The organism is Chamaesiphon sp. VAR_48_metabat_403, from assembly GCF_031422475.1.
In the GTDB taxonomy this organism is placed as follows: domain Bacteria; phylum Cyanobacteriota; class Cyanobacteriia; order Cyanobacteriales; family Chamaesiphonaceae; genus Chamaesiphon.
Genome location: NZ_JANPLS010000033.1, coordinates 15,708 through 34,006 on the forward strand (window position 1 = coordinate 15,708; position 18,299 = coordinate 34,006).

Here is an 18,299-nt window from a genome sequence, read left to right on the forward strand (position 1 = left end):
ACGCTAGGTGTGTTGGGTTTCATTCTGCAACCCAACCTACAGATCTGATCCTCTATTCCCTATTTTAAAGATTGGTCGAAATCGCTCCGACGGGACAAGTCGGGATACACTGCTCGCAGACAATACAACGAGAGCGAGTAAAATTGAGCTTAAACGTATCTGGCTCTAAATTGAGAGCTTCAGTCGGACATACGCCCGTACACAGCCCACAATCGACACAGATATCCTCATCGACAAAGATTTCCTTATTCGCCGTTGAGACTTGAATGCCTTGAGAGCGCATCCAATCGATCGACGCATCGAGTTCGTCGATATCACCAGCCAATTCTACTACTAATTTACCGATTTGGTTTGGTGCTACCTGCGCGCGGATGATATTGGCGGCGATATTAAAATCTTTTGCCAGCCGATACGCCACTGGCATTTGAATCGCACGTTTGGGAAAAGTAAGAGTAACCCGTTTTTTCACGATGAGGAGGTGGGAGATGGGAGATGGGAGAGCGGAACTGTTATCCTGAAGATTGAAGTAGGAAGCCACTAGTACATAACCCAATCTCCACTAATGACGACGATCGATCCTTTGAGCTGGCAAGAACTAGCAGCCCTATCTAATGCCAGCATAGCACCAGTAGATCCGATCGAGGGTGTGACTAATTCGCAATCGAGATTGCGCCTATTCGGCAAATCTGAAGCGGAGATCCGAGTGACTTTATATCGAGACAACCATGCTTGGTGTCCCTATTGTCAGAAGATCTGGCTGTGGTTGGAAGAAAAACAAATCCCCTATCGGATCGAAAAAGTTACGATGTTTTGCTATGGGGAGAAAGAGAGCTGGTATAAACGCAAAGTCCCATCGGGAATGTTACCCGCGATCGAATTAGACGGTAAAATCGTCACCGAAAGTGATGATATTTTGCTCGCTCTCGAAAAAGTTTTTGGGGGATTGAGCCTGGGGATGACCGATCCGAGCGTGTTTAAATTGCGCCAATTGGAGCGACTATTATTTCGGGCTTGGTGTAATTGGCTCTGTCGTCCTGCTAACTCTGCACGCGAGGAACAGCAGCATCGCCAGCAGTTTATTGATGTAGTAGTGATGGTAGAGGCCGCTTTAGGTAGTACGCCAGGAGCTTATTTTCTAGAGCAGTTTGGGACGGCTGATGTAATTTTTACGCCCTATGTCGAACGGATGAATGCAAGTTTGTATTATTACAAAGGTTATTCCCTGCGAGAGGAGAACCCGCGCCTGTCGGCTTGGTTCGATGCGATGGAGAGCCGCGCTACCTATCGCGGGACGCAAAGCGATTTTCATACCCACGTCCACGATTTACCACCCCAGATGGGCGGCTGTTGGGAAAATGGCGAACCGCAGATGTTAATTAATAAAGCCAGGGTAGATAATGGCCCTTGGGATGGATTACCAGATGCGACTTTTCCCGAACCTGAATCTGCGCGGGCGGAGGCTTTATGTCGTACTAGCAAACATCATGCCAATCTGATTCGAGTCAACCCTGCTGAGGATAAATTAGTCGATACCGCGCTCAGATGCGCGCTGACAAATATGATGCTAGATGTCGCTTGCTTGCCGCCACCAGGATCGGATGCTGCGCTGCGCTATATTCGCGATCGAATTAATGTCCCCCGCGATATGTCAATTTATGCCGCCAAGCGACTCAGAACGGCTTTAGAGGCGACTGCGGCATTAGTTGGCGATGCCCAGGGTACGCCGATTCCTTTCAACCATCGGCGCGATCAGAGTCCGATCGAATTTGCAAGTAGATAGCTAACATATGTGCAAAATTGACGCGAACAGAATTGTTTTTTGTGATTTTGATGGCACGATTACCGTCGCTGAAACATTTGTAGCAATGGTAACTCGATTTACGCCTGAAGTCGCCGCGCTGGTGCTACCAGAAATTTATGCCAAGCGATTGACTTTGCGCCAGGGAGTCAGACAAATGCTAGAGTCGATCCCGTCTGCTAGTTATGCAGATATTATCGAATTTACCCGATCTCAACCAATTAGAGCTGGATTTGAAGAGTTTTTAGACTTCTTAAAAAATCAGCAAATACCGATCGTCATTATTTCGGGCGGATTGCATGGCATGGTTTCATCGACGCTCGCGCCTTATGCAGATAAAATCGAGGCAATTCACGCGATCGATATCAATAGTTCTGGTACTTATTTACAAGTGAAGTCGCGTTATGAAGGTGGCACGGAAATGGTTGCCAAAGCTCAAATCATGGCAAGTTATCGTGCCGACGAGACAATCGCGATCGGCGATTCTATTACCGATTGGAATTTGGCTTTAGCCGCAGATTATGTCTTCGCTCGTCCGCCATTGACTGAATATTTAGATGCCCAAAATAAGCCTTATTTTACCTGGAATGATTTTACAGATATTCGCGACTGTATAGCCAAAAACTATAAGCTGTGACGGTGATGACGATCGAATAAAGATCCGATATTTGAGGAATCGATCGGCGATCGAATGACTGACTGCTGGTTACAAATGGGCACATTCGGATAAAAATCGATTTTCTATCCTCGATCGCTACGAACGATCGGGGTATGATTTAATTAAGAATTAACTATAGCAACCGCCAAGGCTATTAGAACACAACGATTGAAATCGTTGCTAGTGATGCAAAGTCCGCCTTCGCGGACTAATCAAAAAAACGTCTTAACGAACTTGGCGATCGCTAAGAAGATCTTTTGAGATGAACTATACGACCTTCTCCAAAAATATGACGATCGGTAAACATTCAGACACCAATGATAGCAAGAGATCGATCGCGTATAGCATGGATTTACTCATTCCTGGATTGTATATTTGGCTGGGAGATTATACTCTACGCTGCTTTGGAGCAGAGCCAGACGATAAGCCATATAAGTATCCTGGTACGTTAAATAGTCGTTATGGAATAGCTCTGGTTTTACCAAGATATCGAAGTCTAATGTATGAGATCTAATTGGGATCGAGATTTATATATTAAGGCTTGTCTGTTTGCAGCGAAAGCGCATCGGGGACAACTGGTACCGAGGAGCGATTTACCCTACTCGATTCATTTGAATTTGGTGAGTATGGAAATTCTCGCTGCATTGAGTATCGAATCTGGCTGTGATGGTGACTTAGCCGTGCAGTGTGCTTTGCTGCACGATACGATCGAAGATACGGATACCAGTTACGAACAAATTGCCGCGCTGTTTGGCATGAATGTAGCCGACGGGGTGGCGGCGTTGAGTAAAAATCCCGCACTAGAGAAATCAGTGCAACTAGCAGACAGTCTAGAGCGGATTCAGCAACAACCGATCGCTGTATGGATGGTAAAATTAGCCGATCGGATTACCAATCTTCAGCCGCCACCAACGCATTGGGATGTCGCTAAAATTCGCCGTTATCGGGATGAAGCCATCGAAATTCACACTCACCTACAGGCGGCTAGTCCTTACTTAGCAGCGAGATTAGCTCAAAAAATTCAAAATTATCGAGTTTCTGATACGATCGATCTCCGATCGCCGTAAGATGAAGAAGCTAGACCTCCTCCGAAAGTAAAAATAAGTAGTGTCGCGACCGGACTAAGCCTAACCTCAAGATGTATTAAAAATAACTCACTCATACTTTTGACGTAAAAGAAGATCGATTCTTCGGATCGTCCAAATAAAATACCAGCCAGATTTCAATCGTGCCCATCACAAGTTGAAATATAGCTGGTGAGATTTAGAGTAACTCTAAATCTTAAAAATCTACAGCTTGCTTGTAGCTTTGAGTTTCTTTCTCATTCGCAGTGCGGCTGTACCACCGATTATCGTACCAACGATCGTAAAAGGTTCGGGAACCGCAGTAGAAGGCCCTGTTGACGTATCTACACCAGTAATATCAAATGCCCAATTAGCTGTCCGACCGTTGAAACTGGTTTGGTTACTGGGGAAACCATCAGAAAAATTAGGACCGATTGCAAAATTATCAAACTGGGATATAACAACTCGATTGTTTCCCGCAGCCAATGCTTGCGAGAAATTAGTATCATACCTTGACCCAGTGGCAGGATCGGCAGGTACGGGGTCGGGACCATCATCTACTGTCTGAATCAGCACACCTGTGGAATCAAACAAAGATAAGATCGGGTCGAAACCTCCATCCGCAATCACAGTTCCAGCAGCATTGGTGCCGCCAGCCCAACTGTAACTTCTGAGATTTACAGTCGAAGCTCCATTTGCAGTGAAAAAGAATGACTGGAAATCATTGGGATTGTCGAGCGTACCCGTATAAGAGAAATTAGCGGCATGAGCTGGAGCCGAGCCTAGCGTCATCGCGGTAGCCGTCAATGACGTGACACTAACCCCAATAAGCTTTAGCGTTCTATTCAAGGTATTCATATTTTGTTCCTGCAAAAATATTGCATGGTTAGAGATTCTGAAGGCTGCCAGCGTGAAATCAGCCTAGCTACTAAGCCAATTGGCTTAGTAGCTATCCGGTATATTACATGGATCGCGTTGCTTTGGCAATGAGTACTTATACTCATTGCGATCTAAATGACTTTGGTATGTGTAAGCTGTTATGTATCTAAATTTTTTGACTCAATCCCTTACGACAAGGATTTTAGAGGACAAAAAGAGTGTCGTCACACCAAACTTTCTAGCGATTTAGCCTCTTTTTGGCGATCGACAAAGCGTTGTCAATATTTTCATATTATTAACAATGCAATCGCTACGATCCAATTGCTTCGTTTTAATTATTTTTCGACCGCCGCAGATGGCGCGCAAGCTTCGCATGGACTAGCCGAATGTGGGTTATATGCCAAACAGTCAGGAAATGAGCGAATTCACGCACTGATTGTCACATTTATGGCTCGACATTATTAAATCGATCCCCAATCGCCGTAAGATTAAAAGATTGGATAAATCTTGAAGATCGGCAAAATAGATTGTGAAAGCGATTACTTTACTCGGTTCTACTGGCTCGATCGGGACTCAAACCCTAGATATCGTCGAAAACAACCCCGATAAGTTTCGGATTGTGGGATTGGCGGCGGGTAGTAATGTCGAAATGTTAGCTCGACAAGTGCGTCAGTTTCGCCCCGAAATTGTGGCGATTGGGAATGAAGCTAAGTTAGCTGAGTTGAAGGATGCGATCGCAGATTTAGATTATCATCCAATTATCGTGGCTGGCGCACAAGGCACGATCGAAGTTGCCAGCTATGGTGACGCTCAAAGTGTCGTGACGGGAATTGTCGGCTGTGCGGGACTTTTACCCACGATTGCGGCAATTGAAGCGGGTAAAGATATTGCTCTGGCTAATAAAGAAACCCTAATTGCTGGGGGGCCAGTCGTGCTACCGTTAGTCGAGAAACATGGTGTAAAATTACTCCCCGCCGACTCCGAGCATTCGGCAATTTTTCAATGTTTGCAAGGCGTTCCGGCTGGTGGCTTGCGGCGAATTATTCTGACGGCTTCTGGTGGTGCTTTCCGCGATTTGCCTGCGGAAAAGTTAGCCTCAGTGAAGGTTGCTGACGCGCTCAAGCACCCGAATTGGACGATGGGACAAAAAATTACCATTGACTCGGCAACGCTGATGAACAAGGGTTTAGAGGTAATTGAGGCGCATTATTTATTTGGCTTGGGTTACGAACACATCGATATTGTCGTCCACCCGCAGAGTATCATTCATTCACTAATCGAAGTCCAGGATACCTCGGTGTTAGCACAGTTGGGTTGGCCTGATATGCGGTTGCCATTACTCTACGCGCTCTCCTGGCCCGATCGGATTTATACTAATTGGGAGAAGTTCGATTTGGTGAAGGCGGGAGATTTAACATTTAGAGCACCCGATCGTGAGAAATACCCGTGTATTGGATTAGCTTATGCAGCGGGTGAAGCTGGCGGATCGATGCCTGCGGTACTAAATGCGGCTAACGAGCAGGCTGTAGCTCTATTTTTAGCAGAACAAATTCAATTTTTAGATATTCCCAAAACGATCGAGCGGGTTTGCGATAAGCACCGCGATGATTTTACAGCGACACCTAGTTTAGATGATATCTTGAATGCCGATCGCTGGGCGAGACAAATGGCGATCGAACTCAATCAGCAAGCGGTGGCGAAGACTTTCTAGATGCGATCGATCGCCACAAAGGTAGGGGCAATTCATAAATTGCCCCTACCTCTGTTGCTACTATGTATGGACAATGCACAAGTTTATTGGACTTCGTTTTGAGATCTAAATCCCCCTTTTCAAGGGGGACTAAGATCCGGATCTGAGCAAGCTTTCCAAGGGGGTTGGGGGATTCAGATCTACGCATCAACTCAAACCGACTTGTGTATACACGGTAGCTTTCCAAGGGGGATTTTGCGGCGTTTTTATTCGGGGGAAACCCCCGAAAAAAAAAACGACAAGACAGCGAAAAGTGCGTTCTTGGGGCGCGAGCTTTGTGGGGGACGCTTCCCCCACAAACGTCGCTTGTTTCCCCAAGTAAAGCACCTTTTCAAGACAGGGGGATTCCACCAACTTCGCTTATCTCTAGAGATGTGTATCCAGGTTGAATCTGAACAGCGATCGTTACCAAGCCTATATTTACACAGTTGCAGGCTCAACTTTCCGGTGCTTGTTGGTGCTGCTACTGGTGGTTTCGTTGACTTCTAGCGGCACGAATTCAATGTGATTGAGCAGTGTAGTGACGAAGGCAAATAGTAAGAATGGGAGGGATAGAACTAAAATTAAGCCGACTGTTGCCAGTGCGTAAATTTGACGCGTAGTACTCCACAGAGATAAAGCAGAAGCCAGACTGAGGAATATGACCATCAACCAAATTACAATCTGCCCATAAATATCACTAAAGGTCAGAGTACAGTTCATGCGATATTTCTGCTTTTCCATGGGGTGTCACCAAAACTATTACTACTACTTCTCAATATAGATCTCTCGTTGCAAAATAGTAACTTTTTCAATCAATGTTTACAGATGGGAATTCAAATTAAGGATCTCCATGCAATTATTCTTAGCTTCGCCATGCACCACCTGGGGATGAATCCCCAGGCTAACGAAGAAAGTCCACTGAAGTGGACTAAAGCATCTGACAGTCCACTTCAGTGGACTTGGTTTATTAGCCCGCACTTCAGTCGCGGGCGGGTGATGAGCGAAGCAGGTAATCGTAACCCGCTGGCGTAGCCTCTCGGACAAAAGAAACTGACGTTAATTAAATAAAATCTTCAGACCGTTTATCCCTCAACAGCTCCCATCTATTTAACAATTAATTGACTCAAACTAGCCAGTAACTCTTGCTCCTTAAATGGCTTGGAGAAGTAGGCACTCGCGCCGAGATTCATGGCGATTTTACGGTGCTTGTCGCCGCTGCGAGAGGTGAGCATTAGCACGGGGATGTTTTTGAACTGAGCCGCACCTTTGACGGTTGCTAGGAAGCCATAGCCGTCCATGCGAGGCATTTCGACATCACAGACTACTGCTTGAGCTTGAAGACCTGCTTGGAGTTTTTCGACGGCTTCTTGACCATCTTTGGCTTGCTCGACCAAATAGCCAGCTTTTTCGAGGGTGAGGGCGACAAAGCGACGGACGTTAATGGAGTCATCGACTACGAGGATGCGATCGCGTTGGACTGGTGCGGCGGGGGCTGGAGTACTATTAGTATCTTCGGTATTGAAGTTGAGGGTATTAGTTCGCAAGGAGTTTCCACCCGCAAAATCGCCATCGATCCAGCGGACGAATTCGATCGCATCCAAGAGCGGGACGATCCGACCGTCGCCAAGGATGGTACAACCCGTGAAGCCGGGGGGCATTTTAATATTACCTTGGGGTTGGCGAATGGTAACTTCTTGCTCGCCCCAGAATTTATCGATCGCGACGGCGACTACATCTTGTCCTTGATCGACCATTAAAACGGTGGGACAGTCGATCGTCGGAGCCTGACTGGTTGCTAATGGTGGGGTAAAATCGGGAATCCGCAGGTATTGTCCGGGTTGGATCAGGCGGACTGTGAAGTCTTCCCACTGGAGCATCTTTTGTCCGGCGGTGCTGATGATTCGATCGGGATTGAGTAAGATAATTTCTTCGACGATATTACTGGGAACTGCCAGCCAGAGTCCATTGACTTCGACGATTAAAACGCGAACGACGGAGAGGGTAAACGGTACGGTGATAGTAAACGTACTGCCTTTACCGAGTTTGGTATCGACAAAGATATCGCCGCGTAAGGCGCGAATATTGGTACGAACGACATCCATCCCGACACCGCGTCCGGATAAATCGGTGAGTTTATCGGCGGTACTGAAGCCCGGTTCAAAGATCAGATCGATCAGTTCGCTATCTTTGAAATTAGCGATTTCCTTATCGTCAATCCCCATTTTTTTGACTTTGGCGCGGATCTTGTCGAGGTCGATGCCGCCACCATCATCTTTAATTGTAATTACGGTTTGGTTACCGCGATAGGTGGCACTGATTTCGATTTTACCTGTGTCTGATTTATCACTAGCGCGACGGACGGCACTGGGTTCGATGCCGTGATCGAAGGCGTTGCGGAGTAAGTGCATCAACGGATCGTTAAGAGCTTCGAGAATGCTCCGCTCGATCAGGGTAGTACCACCTTTGAGCTGGAGATCGATCGGTTTGGCATGTTCGATCGAGAGGTTGCGAATAGCTCTGGGAAAGCGATCGAACAGTTCGGAGATCGGGCGCATTCGGACTTGAGTTAAGCCTGTTTGCAGTTGTTTAGCAGTCCGATTCAGGTCGCGATTGGTGCGTTCGGTATCGTTGAGTTGGGTATCGAGATCGGTGGTGAGTTCTTCGATTTGGACGATGTTATCCATGACTTCCTGCGAGAGGAAGTGGAGTTCGCTATAACGATCGAATTCTAATAAGTCTAGTTCGTCGGTTAAATTGCTAGCGATATTGCTGGCTGTCTGAACCCAGGTTTCATCACTCTCTGGCGGTCGTTCGGGGATATTTGTCAGGTCGTAAGCTTCTCTAAGTTTGAAGTTAGATTGTTCTAATTGTTTGACTTTATTTTGGAGATTGGCGACGAGTTGGCGTAAGCCTTGGAGGTTGAGGTTTAAACCATTCCGATCGATCGTCAGTTCGCCGAATAAGTCGCCAATTTCTTCTAATTGCTTGGTCGCCACCCGGATGGTTTGCTCGGCGACTTGGGTCGGAGATTTAGACTTAGCCGCAACCTGTTCGCGATCGGCGGGGGTGTCGTCGATGACTTCTGGGGCGGCATCTAGCGCGCTGAACAGGTCTGCGGCTTCGCGATCGAGGTCGGTAGTAATTGCAGCTTTAGGTGACGTTTTGGGCGCACCTTTAGGAATAATTTTAAAGACTGCTGAAGAAATTTCTTCAGAGACATCTTCACCGAGAAAACCAGATAACTCCGATAATAAGTCGGATGCGTTGGTATCGAGCGAGAGATCGCCACTGCGATCTAGCATCTCAAAGGCATCGACGATTTCTTCATCGGAATCGGCGACGGTACTTTGGAGGTGGAATCCGTCGGAATATTGTTCGCTCGTAGCAAAGGCATCTAGCTCGCTGCTATCGGTAATTGTCGAGAATGGTGGCGCGACAGTGTTGGCGGCAAAGGGATCGGTAAGGGTGGGGAAGTCATGCGCGCTGGTACCAGATCCAAATCTGCCTGCATATTCGCTGGGGATATCGTTTCCACCGCCGAGATCGCTGATGGTAACGGGTGTATCGAGGGTAAAGTCTTGGAGATCGAGCGAGTCGTGAGTAATCGACGAGTGGATGATTCTGGCGGCTGGCGGTACATTTTGACTTTTATCCAGCGTGGTCATCCCATCGCCTAAGTAGGTCGAGACATCAGTGTCGTCCTGCCATTCGGGGATAGTTTCGGCTTCGCTGAGGTTGATAATACCCGATCCTGGTAGCTCGATTTCGCTGGGAAGATTGCCAGTCTGACCGATCAGGACGAGTGCCTGAGTGCGTCGCCATGCGGCTAGAGCTAGTGCCGCGATCGCTCGGACTTGATGGGGTTGTCCTTTAATATGCGCTAATACAGACTCGCATAACTGCCCCAAGGCAGGGAGTTCGACCATTTCGGACAAACCGCCCAATTCTTCGGCACTAACGAGCAATTCGTCGTACAAACTGCCAGAATTGTCGCTATTGACAGAAGCTTCTAATTGTGTTAAAGAGCGTTCTACTTCCGACTCAAACAGAAAAGTCAGAATATCTTCACCCGATTCCGATGCCAACATATTGGCTTCATCTTCAGGATTAAACTCGCCCAACCGTTCGCGCAGCCGATCGAACAACGGCTGTACCTGTTTTTCTAACCAGAGCTTATCAGCATCTGTACCCTGACGATTGAGGGCGACAATTTGCCTTAACTTATCGATCGTGCCTAATAGCAGGCGTTCGATTTCATCATCGGGAGCTGCCGATTTGCCATACTGAATAATCTTGAAATAATCTTCGAGATGGTGCCCTAGCCCAGCCAGCGTCGTAAACCCCATCATTCCCGCGCCACCCTTAATTGAGTGTGCCGCACGCATGAGGGCATCTAACTGCTTGGCATCCACTTTACCAGCACCCAGTCCCAGCAGTCCCGATTCGATCGTATCTAAATAATCGATCGCTTCGTCCAAAAATTGGAGTTTGATTTGTTGTTCTCGATCTGAAGTAATCATCTAGGGGATAGGGGATAGGGGATAGGGGATAGGGAATAGGGAATAGGGGTTAGGGGATAGGGGATAGGAGGACGCAAGCGTCCACAAGCCCCTACCTTTTACCCTTTACCCTTTACCCTTTACCCTTTACCCTTTACCCTTTACCTCTAACCCTAACCCCTATTCCCTATCCCCTATCCCCTAGATGATTACTTCAGATCAAGAACAACAAGTCAAACTCCAATTTTTGGACGAAGCGACAGATTATTTAGATACTCTCGAATCGGGACTGCTGGGACTGGGTGCTGGTAAAGTGACAGGTCGTCAGTTGGATGCACTCCTGCGGGCGGCGCACTCGATTAAAGGTGGCGCGGGGATGATGGGATATACCACTCTCGCTAGGTTAGGACACCATCTCGAAGATTATTTTAAGATCGTCCAGTATGGTAAAGCTGCCGCCCCTGATGCTCAGATCGAGCAATTGTTACTGAAAACAGTTGACAAGTTGCGGCAGATTGTCGCGCTCAATCGTCAAGGTAAAGATGCCGATGAAGCCTGGTTAGAGGATCGAGTCAATCCGATTTTTGCCCAGTTGCGCGAACGATTGGGCGAGTTTAATCCTGAAGATGAAGCTAATATGTTAGCCTCGGAATCTGGCGAAGATATTCTCACCTTTTTGTTTGAGTCAGAAGTTGAACGCTGTATCGTACAACTAGAAGAATCTATTAATGGCGAAAATTCTAGCAGTTTATACGATGAGTTGGTGATCATTGCCGAAGAATTGGGTGGTCTAGCCGAGATGGTGGAATTACCTGCGATGGCTAGTTTGTGTGAGTCTGTACTGGTACACAGCAAGGCGCAACCGCACCGAATTCGCGAAATTGCCACTCTAGCTTTGGCTGGATGGCGACGAACTCAGGCAATGGTCTTAATCGGTCAAACTGCTAATTTACCTGGGGAAATTGAACTACCAGGATCGGGGATTATTGGGAGTTCTCACCATAGCCAAAGCTACGCCATCGATGCGGCTGAAACACTACCAGAATGGAATAATATCGATCTGCAATCGACGATCGCCACCCGCGCCGAGATCGATCTCCATGATTTTACAATCGAGCAACCTTTGACAATTGCCGATCTGGGCGAGTCCGCAGCAAAGACAGAATCTGCAATGCACTTGGGATCGTATACCAGTGCAAATGACTTCCAGACTTTGGTCGATCCTTTTGCTGAGTTGAATGGACCAATAGCTTCAGCCTTCTCTACCATTACCAACAGTAACGAGCTAGACGAATTCGGCACCAGCGAACAAAGTTTAGCAAGAATCAATCTTCCCACCGCCAGCGACATCGAACCAGAAGAAGAAATCGTCGATGCTTTTCAAAGATTGGATCTCAGTGGCGATCTTTCTTTGGATACCGACGCGCCAGAGCTGTTTTCGGCCTTATCCGGCTTCCTCTCTCAAGCTGAAGCAAAAGACGATGCATCCTCGGCTGTATTCAAAATTATGCCTAAGCCGCAAGCCGATTATCTCGCCAAAGAAGCAGCAGATCTGCTTTCGGCTCTAGATGCTGCACCAGAACTCATTGACGATTTACCCGCCGATCTCGAACATAGTTCAGCTAGTCCCCAGTCCACCACCCAAGTTGCCGAACAAACGATCCGTGTAGCCACCAAGCAATTGGAAGAGATTGGCGACTTATTTGGCGAATTGACGATCGATCGGAATGGATTGAATCTGCACTTACAAGGATTACGCCAGTTAATTGGCAATCTTCAACTCAAAGTCAAACAATTAGAACAGTCTAACTTCAAGCTTCGCGAAGCTTACGACTCCAGCGTTGGCGCAAAACAGCCAGAGCTAGATGAAAAGCCATATAATAGTGCCTCTAGCGACTTCACCAGCGAGTTAGATATCCTCGAATTCGATCGATATAGCGAACTCCACCTCCTCTCCCAGGAAGTGATGGACACCATCGTCCAAGTCGAAGAACTTACCACCGACCTCGATCTCCAACTCAACGATACCGAACGCACCAATCGCGACCTCAATCGTACCGCCAAACAACTGCAAACGGGCTTGACCCAGATGCGGATGCGACCGATCTCCGAACTATTCAATCGCTTTCCTAGAGCGATTCGCAACCTGTCGATCGAACATTCCAAACCAATTAATCTCCAACTCAAAGGTGGCACCACGCTAATCGAACGGAGTATTCTCGAAGCCCTCAACGATCCCCTGATGCACCTAGTGCGCAACGCCTTCGATCATGGGATCGAACCCAGTGCTGTGCGCCGTGCCAACAACAAACCAGACACCGGATCGATCGAAATCGGTGCTACCTATCGCGGCAACCAAACTGTAATTACCATTAAAGATGATGGTGGCGGGATCGACCTCGACAAGATCCGTGCCAAAGTCAAGAAAATGGGGATTGACGACAAAGAAATCGCCAAATTCAAAGATAGCGAACTGATCGATCTAATTTTTGAACCTGGCTTTAGTACCGCCGATAAAGTGACAGATCTATCTGGACGTGGAGTCGGCATGGATGTCGTCCGTACCAACATTCGATCGTTACGTGGGGATATATCTGTAGATACCAAGCTAGGTAGAGGTAGTACCTTTACCATCAACGTTCCCTTTACCCTCTCCGTCGTCCGCGTCCTCCTTGTCGAAGTGAACGGTCTCTGGCTGGCAATTCCCAGTAACATTGTCGAAGAAATTATCCTGCTCAATCCCGAGCAAGTCATCAGTACTGCCGGACAAAAAATGCTCCAATGGGAAGACTTCACCGTCCGACTGATTCAACCCACCCAGTATCTGCGCATTCCCGATGCCAATCTCCAAGTAGTCACATCTAATTTACCCACTATCAACTGTTCGACTGTCTTAATGATCGACCAAGGACAAGATGTCGTGGCATTAGAAATCGATAAATTCTGGGGCGAACAAGAAGTCACCATTCGTCAACCACTGGGTAACTTAAACATGCCACCTGGCTTTACTGGTTGTACTATTCTGGGTGATGGACGCATCGTTCCTCTCATTGATGCGATCGAGTTTATCCGCTGGATTGATGGCGACTTAGCTGTCACTACCGCCATCGGTGCCAACCTCAACCTTCCACACGACGACCTCTTTGCCGCTACTCCAGCAGCTCCCACTTCCACCCAAAAACCGCGAATTCTGGTTGTCGATGACTCGATCAATGTCCGGCGATTTGTCGCCCTCACCCTCGAAAAAGCTGGCTATCTAGTTGAGCAAGCCAAAGATGGTCAAGAAGCGATCGAAAAACTCCAGGCAGGTCTGCTCCACGTTCGAGCAGTTGTCTGCGATGTGGAAATGCCTCGGATGGACGGCTACGGCTTCCTGGCTACCATCAAAGGACTGTCTCAGTTCAAAAATATCCCTGTCCTCATGCTCACCTCCCGTAGCGGCGATAAACACCGCAAAATTGCCATGAATCTCGGTGCCAGCGGTTACTTCGCCAAACCCTTTAAGGAACAGGAGTTACTTGCTACTTTGACGCAGTTGGTGAAGTAGTTGGGGATTCGGGATTCGGGGTTCGGGGTTCGGGATTCGGGATAGATTCTCAAAACACATATTAAGGTCGGCTATGCCTGAAATTCAGTCTTATCGAGATTTACGAGTTTGGCAAAAGGGCATGGATGTGGCGGAGAGTTGCTATTTAATAACTAGAGAATTCCCAAAGGAGGAAATCTATGGGATGACTTCACAGATTCGGCGAGCGGCGGCTTCAATCCCCGCGAATATTGCTGAGGGATATGGGAGAGAATATCGAGCAGAATATGTTCGATTTCTGAGAATAGCTCAAGGCTCTCTCAAAGAATTAGAAACCCATCTGCTGTTATCGGTCAGAGTTAAACTGGCTACTTCTCAGATCGCCAATCCGATTTTAAGTGAGTGTGAATCCTTGGGCAAAATGCTAGCTTCTCTCATTAGGTCATTATCAAGTAACCAATAATTCCCGAATCCCGAATCCCGAACCCCGAACCCCCGATCGACGATAATCGAGATATTATTTTACGATCGCGCGCATCCCATGAGCACCTCTACAACTTGGACAGAACTACTTCAACAATTGCTAGATCGGCAATCCCTCAGTCAACAACAAGCCACCATGCTCATGCAGGGCTGGTTGCAAGATGAGATTTCTCCCGTCCTGTCTGGGGCGATTTTAGCCGCCTTAGAAGCAAAAAAAATCACTGCTCCTGAATTAGCTGGGATGGCGCAAGTATTACAAGCTCCCGCGATCGCACATCCTACGCCAGTCATCGATACCTGTGGCACGGGTGGCGACGGTGCATCGACTTTTAATATCTCCACCGCAGTGGCATTTGTTGCCGCAGCAGCAGGGTTAAAAGTAGCCAAACATGGAAGTAGATCCGCATCTAGTCTCGTCGGTTCAGCAGACGTATTAGAGGCACTGGGCGTAAGATTGACAGCTCCACCAGAACTAGTTATGGCGGCTTTAGATAAAGTTGGGATTACGTTTCTATTCGCTCCTGGCTGGCATCCAGCGATGAAGGCTGTCGCACCCTTGCGCCAAGAATTAAAGATTCGGACAGTATTCAATCTCATCGGCCCACTTGTCAATCCCCTGCGCCCGACGGGACAAATTATTGGCATTGGCACACCCCATTTACTGGAAACGATCGCCGCCGCCGCAGGTATTTTGGGTACTCGACAAGCGATCGTCCTCCACGGACGCGAACGCTTGGATGAAGCAGGGTTGGGCGATCTGACAGATTTAGCAATCCTCTCAAATGGGCAAGTACAACTCACCAGCATCGATCCGGTAGAATTGGGTCTTACCCCCGCACCGATTACTGCACTCAAAGGCGGTAATGTATCTGAGAATGCAGCAATTCTTACCGCAGTTCTACAAGGCAAAGGAACTTCCATCCAACGAGATGTAGTCGCGCTCAACACTTCACTGGCTCTACAAGTCGGCGGTATTGTACCTGTAGGCGCACATCAAGCTGGAATCGAAATAGCACAAACAGTATTAAGTAGCGGTGTCGCCTGGGATAAATTGACAGAATTAGTCAACTTTTTAGGTTGATTTTAGTTGCTCCGCTCCAGAACCGCCCGCGACTAAAGTGCGGTGCTAACAACTCAAGTCTGTTAAAACAGACTCAGAAGAATCTATCAGTTTGTTACAGACTTGAGCTGTTAGCCTGGGGATTAATCCCCAGGCGGTTAGAGAGCGGAGCCAAAAATTAGCAAGCGGAGATCCTTAGAGGCTGTTTGAAAAGGGTCGGCTGAGGTAATAAAAACTACTTGAGCCATTTACAAAGTCGCCCAAACACCTATTCTCTCGTAGGAGATATGCGGTATCTGAGGTATCAAAAAGCGTTAAGGAAAACTTTTCAAACAGCCTCTTAGGCTTAACTCACGTTATTCAACTTTCCACTAATTCAATACCCATTTGCTGCCAAAAAATCAGGAGTAATTATCTCCCGCTCTCTCGATCGATCATGTTGCGGTAACAGCAACTTTTCGACGTATTTACCTAAAATATCTGCTTCCAAATTTACCCAGCCATCGGTTTGAATTTGGGAGAGATTCGTTTGTGCATAAGTATGGGGAATTACCGCCACCGTAAACCAATTTCCGCCAGGATCGCAATCAGCGATCGTCAAACTTACTCCATTGACACTAATGCTTCCTTTAGACACCAGATAACGACTGAGATAACTAGACCATTGTTCGGTTAAAGATAGCGGTGCGGCAAATCGCAGCTCCCAGGAAGTAGCTGTAGCCTTAGCAGAGACTAATCTGCCGATCCCGTCAATATGTCCAGTAACAAAATGACCGCCAATTTTCCCGCCAACACGGAGAGAGGTCTCCAAATTTACGTAGGTAGATGTGCGATCTTTTTGACCGATCGTTGTACGATCTAAAGTCTCAGGGGAAACAGTCGCTATAAATCCTTGTGGTAAAATTTGTTCTACTGTCAAACATGCCCCGTCAACAGCTACACTATCACCAATACTTAAATCGGTTAAAATTAGCTCTGAGCCAGAACAACTGCATAAGATTTCCAGCCTGTCCTCAGTCAAAAGGCGTAAATTTCCCAGCGATTGGACTAGTCCTGTAAACATCTATTTTCAGTCAAATTACTATTAGCGATCGAGCATTTCGTAGGTCATCCTTGATACATAAGCGCAGTGATTGCGAATATGTAGGCTTGTTAGACTAATTACGATTTCAAACTTTATTTTAAACTTTAACGTTCTCAGCTACCTTACATCAATAAATACCTAGAGGAAACCACCATGATCGAAATGAAAGTAGCAGGGATTGCATTGGACGCTGTATCTCGCAGTCCTATTATTCTACTCAAAGATGCTGCCGATCGTCGTGCGCTACCGATTTATATCAGTCAAGAACAGGCAAAAGCGATCGTCAATGCGCTAGAAAAGCAAACACCACCTAGACCATTTACTCACGATCTGATTGTCAATATCTTTGATAGTTGCGATATCAAAGTCGATCGGATCTCGATTAATTCCCTACAAGACAACACTTTTTATGCTTCGATCTCCATTAGACAAAATGGTCAAATTCGAGAAATAGATGCTCGTCCTAGTGACGCAATCGCGATTGCTATTCGGACGAAAGCACCAATTTGGGTAATCGAAGAAGTAATTGCTGACGCTTCAATTCCAGTCGATCGAGATGCTGACGAACGAGAACGTGCAGATTTCCGCAAATTCGTCTCCGATCTACGTCCTGACGATCTCATTCGCAAAGGTGGCTACGCGAGTTAGGTATTGGGTGTTAGGTATTGGGTTTTAGGTGTTAGGTATTGGGTTTTAGGTGTTAGGTATTGGGCTTTAGGTTTTAGGTATTGGGCTGTGGGCTGTGGGCGTTAGGACGCAAGCGTCCCTCTAACACCTAATACCTAACACCTAAACCCTAACACTCAACTATACTAAGGCTGGAACGGTCGCGGTTAGATGAGGATAGAGAGGGAAGCTGTCGCACAAGGTGGCGATCCGGCGGATGCAGTCGTTAGCGACTGTATCATTTTCGGGACTTAATAGTCGATCGGCGATAATATTCGCGATTTCGACGAATTCAGTCGTCCCCATCCCGCGTGTGGTCATTGCTGGCGAACCGAGGCGCAAACCGCTGGTAACGAATGGCGATTCTGGATCGAACGGTACAGTATTTTTATTGGCAGTAATATTTACGCCACTGACTAGTAAATCTGCCTGTTTTCCCGTCATCCCGATCGATCTGAGATCGACTAACATCAGGTGATTGTCAGTCCCACCAGAAACGATTTTAAAGCCCCGTTGTTGCAGTTGACCAGCCAGTGCTTGGGCATTGGCAATGACATTGCCGCAATAGGTCTTAAAGGCGGGCTGGAGAGCTTCACCGAAGGCAACTGCTTTGCCCGCAATTACATGTTCCAAGGGGCCACCCTGAGTACCAGGGAAAACAGCTTTATCAAATTTCTTGCCTAACTCGGCATCACGGGTCATAATCAAGCCACCACGAGGACCTCTGAGAGTTTTGTGGGTGGTAGTGGTAACAACATCACAATAAGGGATGGGATTGGGATGGTGTCCGGTAGCAACTAAACCAGCAATGTGAGCGATATCTGCCATCAGGAAAGCACCAACTTCGTCA

The 18,299-nt window shown here is 47.3% G+C and carries 16 protein-coding genes and 1 pseudogene; 11 read left to right on the top strand and 6 right to left on the bottom strand.

Annotated elements, in window-relative coordinates; all coding sequences use genetic code 11:
• Positions 1–64 precede the first annotated feature (64 nt).
• A complete protein-coding gene (locus RMO79_RS01660) occupies positions 65–469 on the bottom strand; it encodes an NIL domain-containing protein (protein ID WP_310481314.1) in 405 nt (134 codons plus the stop codon).
• Positions 470–562: 93 nt separating this feature from the next.
• Between RMO79_RS01660 and RMO79_RS01665 the strand changes: the two genes are divergently transcribed.
• The 4 genes from RMO79_RS01665 to RMO79_RS01680 all read left to right on the top strand — a co-directional run bounded on the left by RMO79_RS01665 (position 563) and on the right by RMO79_RS01680 (position 3,523).
• The gene (locus tag RMO79_RS01665; protein ID WP_310481315.1) at positions 563–1,780 is read left to right on the top strand and encodes a glutathione S-transferase family protein; all 1,218 of its coding nucleotides are present in this window, start codon (positions 563–565) and stop codon (positions 1,778–1,780) included.
• Between the two features lie 7 nt (positions 1,781–1,787).
• A complete protein-coding gene (locus RMO79_RS01670) occupies positions 1,788–2,435 on the top strand; it encodes an HAD-IB family phosphatase (RefSeq protein WP_310481316.1) in 648 nt (215 codons plus the stop codon).
• 283 nt (positions 2,436–2,718) lie between these two features.
• Positions 2,719–2,970, top strand: a complete 252-nt coding sequence (locus RMO79_RS01675) for a hypothetical protein (protein WP_310481317.1) — start codon at positions 2,719–2,721, stop codon at positions 2,968–2,970.
• Entirely contained in the window at positions 2,960–3,523 is a 564-nt protein-coding gene (locus RMO79_RS01680; protein ID WP_310481318.1) for an HD domain-containing protein, read from the top strand. The genes RMO79_RS01675 and RMO79_RS01680 overlap by 11 nt, the downstream gene beginning before the upstream one ends.
• A gap of 222 nt (positions 3,524–3,745) precedes the next feature.
• Here the strand turns inward: RMO79_RS01680 and RMO79_RS01685 are convergent, their stop codons facing one another.
• The gene (locus RMO79_RS01685; RefSeq protein WP_310481319.1) at positions 3,746–4,378 is read right to left on the bottom strand and encodes a DVUA0089 family protein; all 633 of its coding nucleotides are present in this window, start codon (positions 4,376–4,378) and stop codon (positions 3,746–3,748) included.
• Between the two features lie 156 nt (positions 4,379–4,534).
• On the opposite strand from RMO79_RS01685, the gene RMO79_RS01690 reads away from it, so the two are divergent.
• Positions 4,535–4,864 carry a hypothetical protein gene (locus RMO79_RS01690; protein ID WP_310481320.1) on the top strand — a complete coding sequence of 110 codons (330 nt, stop codon included), beginning with the start codon at positions 4,535–4,537 and terminating at the stop codon, positions 4,862–4,864.
• Between the two features lie 64 nt (positions 4,865–4,928).
• A complete protein-coding gene (gene dxr, locus RMO79_RS01695; RefSeq protein ID WP_310481321.1) occupies positions 4,929–6,110 on the top strand; it encodes a 1-deoxy-D-xylulose-5-phosphate reductoisomerase in 1,182 nt (393 codons plus the stop codon).
• A gap of 459 nt (positions 6,111–6,569) precedes the next feature.
• On the opposite strand, the gene RMO79_RS01700 is transcribed toward dxr, so the two are convergent.
• The gene (locus tag RMO79_RS01700; protein WP_310481322.1) at positions 6,570–6,872 is read right to left on the bottom strand and encodes a hypothetical protein; all 303 of its coding nucleotides are present in this window, start codon (positions 6,870–6,872) and stop codon (positions 6,570–6,572) included.
• A gap of 84 nt (positions 6,873–6,956) precedes the next feature.
• Between RMO79_RS01700 and RMO79_RS01705 the strand changes: the two genes are divergently transcribed.
• Positions 6,957–7,163 carry a hypothetical protein gene (locus tag RMO79_RS01705; RefSeq protein WP_310481323.1) on the top strand — a complete coding sequence of 69 codons (207 nt, stop codon included), beginning with the start codon at positions 6,957–6,959 and terminating at the stop codon, positions 7,161–7,163.
• 71 nt (positions 7,164–7,234) lie between these two features.
• Here the strand turns inward: RMO79_RS01705 and RMO79_RS01710 are convergent, their stop codons facing one another.
• Entirely contained in the window at positions 7,235–10,651 is a 3,417-nt protein-coding gene (locus RMO79_RS01710; RefSeq protein ID WP_310481324.1) for a response regulator, read from the bottom strand.
• Between the two features lie 184 nt (positions 10,652–10,835).
• Here RMO79_RS01710 and RMO79_RS01715 point away from each other — a divergent pair, with 184 nt between their 5' ends.
• From RMO79_RS01715 to trpD, 3 genes are all read left to right on the top strand, one after another.
• Complete coding sequence (locus tag RMO79_RS01715) at positions 10,836–14,177, top strand: response regulator (protein ID WP_310481325.1); 3,342 nt, start codon at positions 10,836–10,838, stop codon at positions 14,175–14,177.
• A gap of 73 nt (positions 14,178–14,250) precedes the next feature.
• Complete coding sequence (locus RMO79_RS01720; protein ID WP_310481326.1) at positions 14,251–14,619, top strand: four helix bundle protein; 369 nt, start codon at positions 14,251–14,253, stop codon at positions 14,617–14,619.
• Positions 14,620–14,697: 78 nt separating this feature from the next.
• Positions 14,698–15,720 (top strand): anthranilate phosphoribosyltransferase, encoded by a 1,023-nt coding sequence (trpD, locus tag RMO79_RS01725; protein WP_310481327.1) that lies wholly within the window; start codon positions 14,698–14,700, stop codon positions 15,718–15,720.
• 355 nt (positions 15,721–16,075) lie between these two features.
• On the opposite strand, the gene RMO79_RS01730 is transcribed toward trpD, so the two are convergent.
• Complete coding sequence (locus tag RMO79_RS01730; RefSeq protein WP_310481328.1) at positions 16,076–16,762, bottom strand: riboflavin synthase; 687 nt, start codon at positions 16,760–16,762, stop codon at positions 16,076–16,078.
• 174 nt (positions 16,763–16,936) lie between these two features.
• On the opposite strand from RMO79_RS01730, the gene RMO79_RS01735 reads away from it, so the two are divergent.
• The gene (locus tag RMO79_RS01735; RefSeq protein WP_310481329.1) at positions 16,937–17,431 is read left to right on the top strand and encodes a bifunctional nuclease family protein; all 495 of its coding nucleotides are present in this window, start codon (positions 16,937–16,939) and stop codon (positions 17,429–17,431) included.
• 159 nt (positions 17,432–17,590) lie between these two features.
• Here the strand turns inward: RMO79_RS01735 and glyA are convergent.
• A pseudogene (gene glyA / locus RMO79_RS01740) lies at positions 17,591–18,299 on the bottom strand (serine hydroxymethyltransferase); the annotation flags it as partial.

What these genes read in the sequence shown, in the direction of transcription:
- RMO79_RS01700 (WP_310481322.1), bottom strand. Translation starts at nt 6,872, where the DNA reads ATGGAAAAGCAGAAATATCGCATGAACTGTACTCTGACCTTTAGTGAT.
- RMO79_RS01705 (WP_310481323.1), top strand. Translation starts at nt 6,957, where the DNA reads ATGGGAATTCAAATTAAGGATCTCCATGCAATTATTCTTAGCTTCGCC.
- RMO79_RS01665 (WP_310481315.1), top strand. Translation starts at nt 563, where the DNA reads ATGACGACGATCGATCCTTTGAGCTGGCAAGAACTAGCAGCCCTATCT.
- RMO79_RS01690 (WP_310481320.1), top strand. Translation starts at nt 4,535, where the DNA reads ATGACTTTGGTATGTGTAAGCTGTTATGTATCTAAATTTTTTGACTCA.
- RMO79_RS01675 (WP_310481317.1), top strand. Translation starts at nt 2,719, where the DNA reads ATGAACTATACGACCTTCTCCAAAAATATGACGATCGGTAAACATTCA.
- RMO79_RS01730 (WP_310481328.1), bottom strand. Translation starts at nt 16,762, where the DNA reads ATGTTTACAGGACTAGTCCAATCGCTGGGAAATTTACGCCTTTTGACT.
- RMO79_RS01715 (WP_310481325.1), top strand. Translation starts at nt 10,836, where the DNA reads ATGATTACTTCAGATCAAGAACAACAAGTCAAACTCCAATTTTTGGAC.
- trpD (WP_310481327.1), top strand. Translation starts at nt 14,698, where the DNA reads ATGAGCACCTCTACAACTTGGACAGAACTACTTCAACAATTGCTAGAT.
- RMO79_RS01670 (WP_310481316.1), top strand. Translation starts at nt 1,788, where the DNA reads ATGTGCAAAATTGACGCGAACAGAATTGTTTTTTGTGATTTTGATGGC.
- RMO79_RS01680 (WP_310481318.1), top strand. Translation starts at nt 2,960, where the DNA reads ATGAGATCTAATTGGGATCGAGATTTATATATTAAGGCTTGTCTGTTT.
- RMO79_RS01710 (WP_310481324.1), bottom strand. Translation starts at nt 10,651, where the DNA reads ATGATTACTTCAGATCGAGAACAACAAATCAAACTCCAATTTTTGGAC.
- RMO79_RS01685 (WP_310481319.1), bottom strand. Translation starts at nt 4,378, where the DNA reads ATGAATACCTTGAATAGAACGCTAAAGCTTATTGGGGTTAGTGTCACG.
- RMO79_RS01735 (WP_310481329.1), top strand. Translation starts at nt 16,937, where the DNA reads ATGATCGAAATGAAAGTAGCAGGGATTGCATTGGACGCTGTATCTCGC.
- RMO79_RS01720 (WP_310481326.1), top strand. Translation starts at nt 14,251, where the DNA reads ATGCCTGAAATTCAGTCTTATCGAGATTTACGAGTTTGGCAAAAGGGC.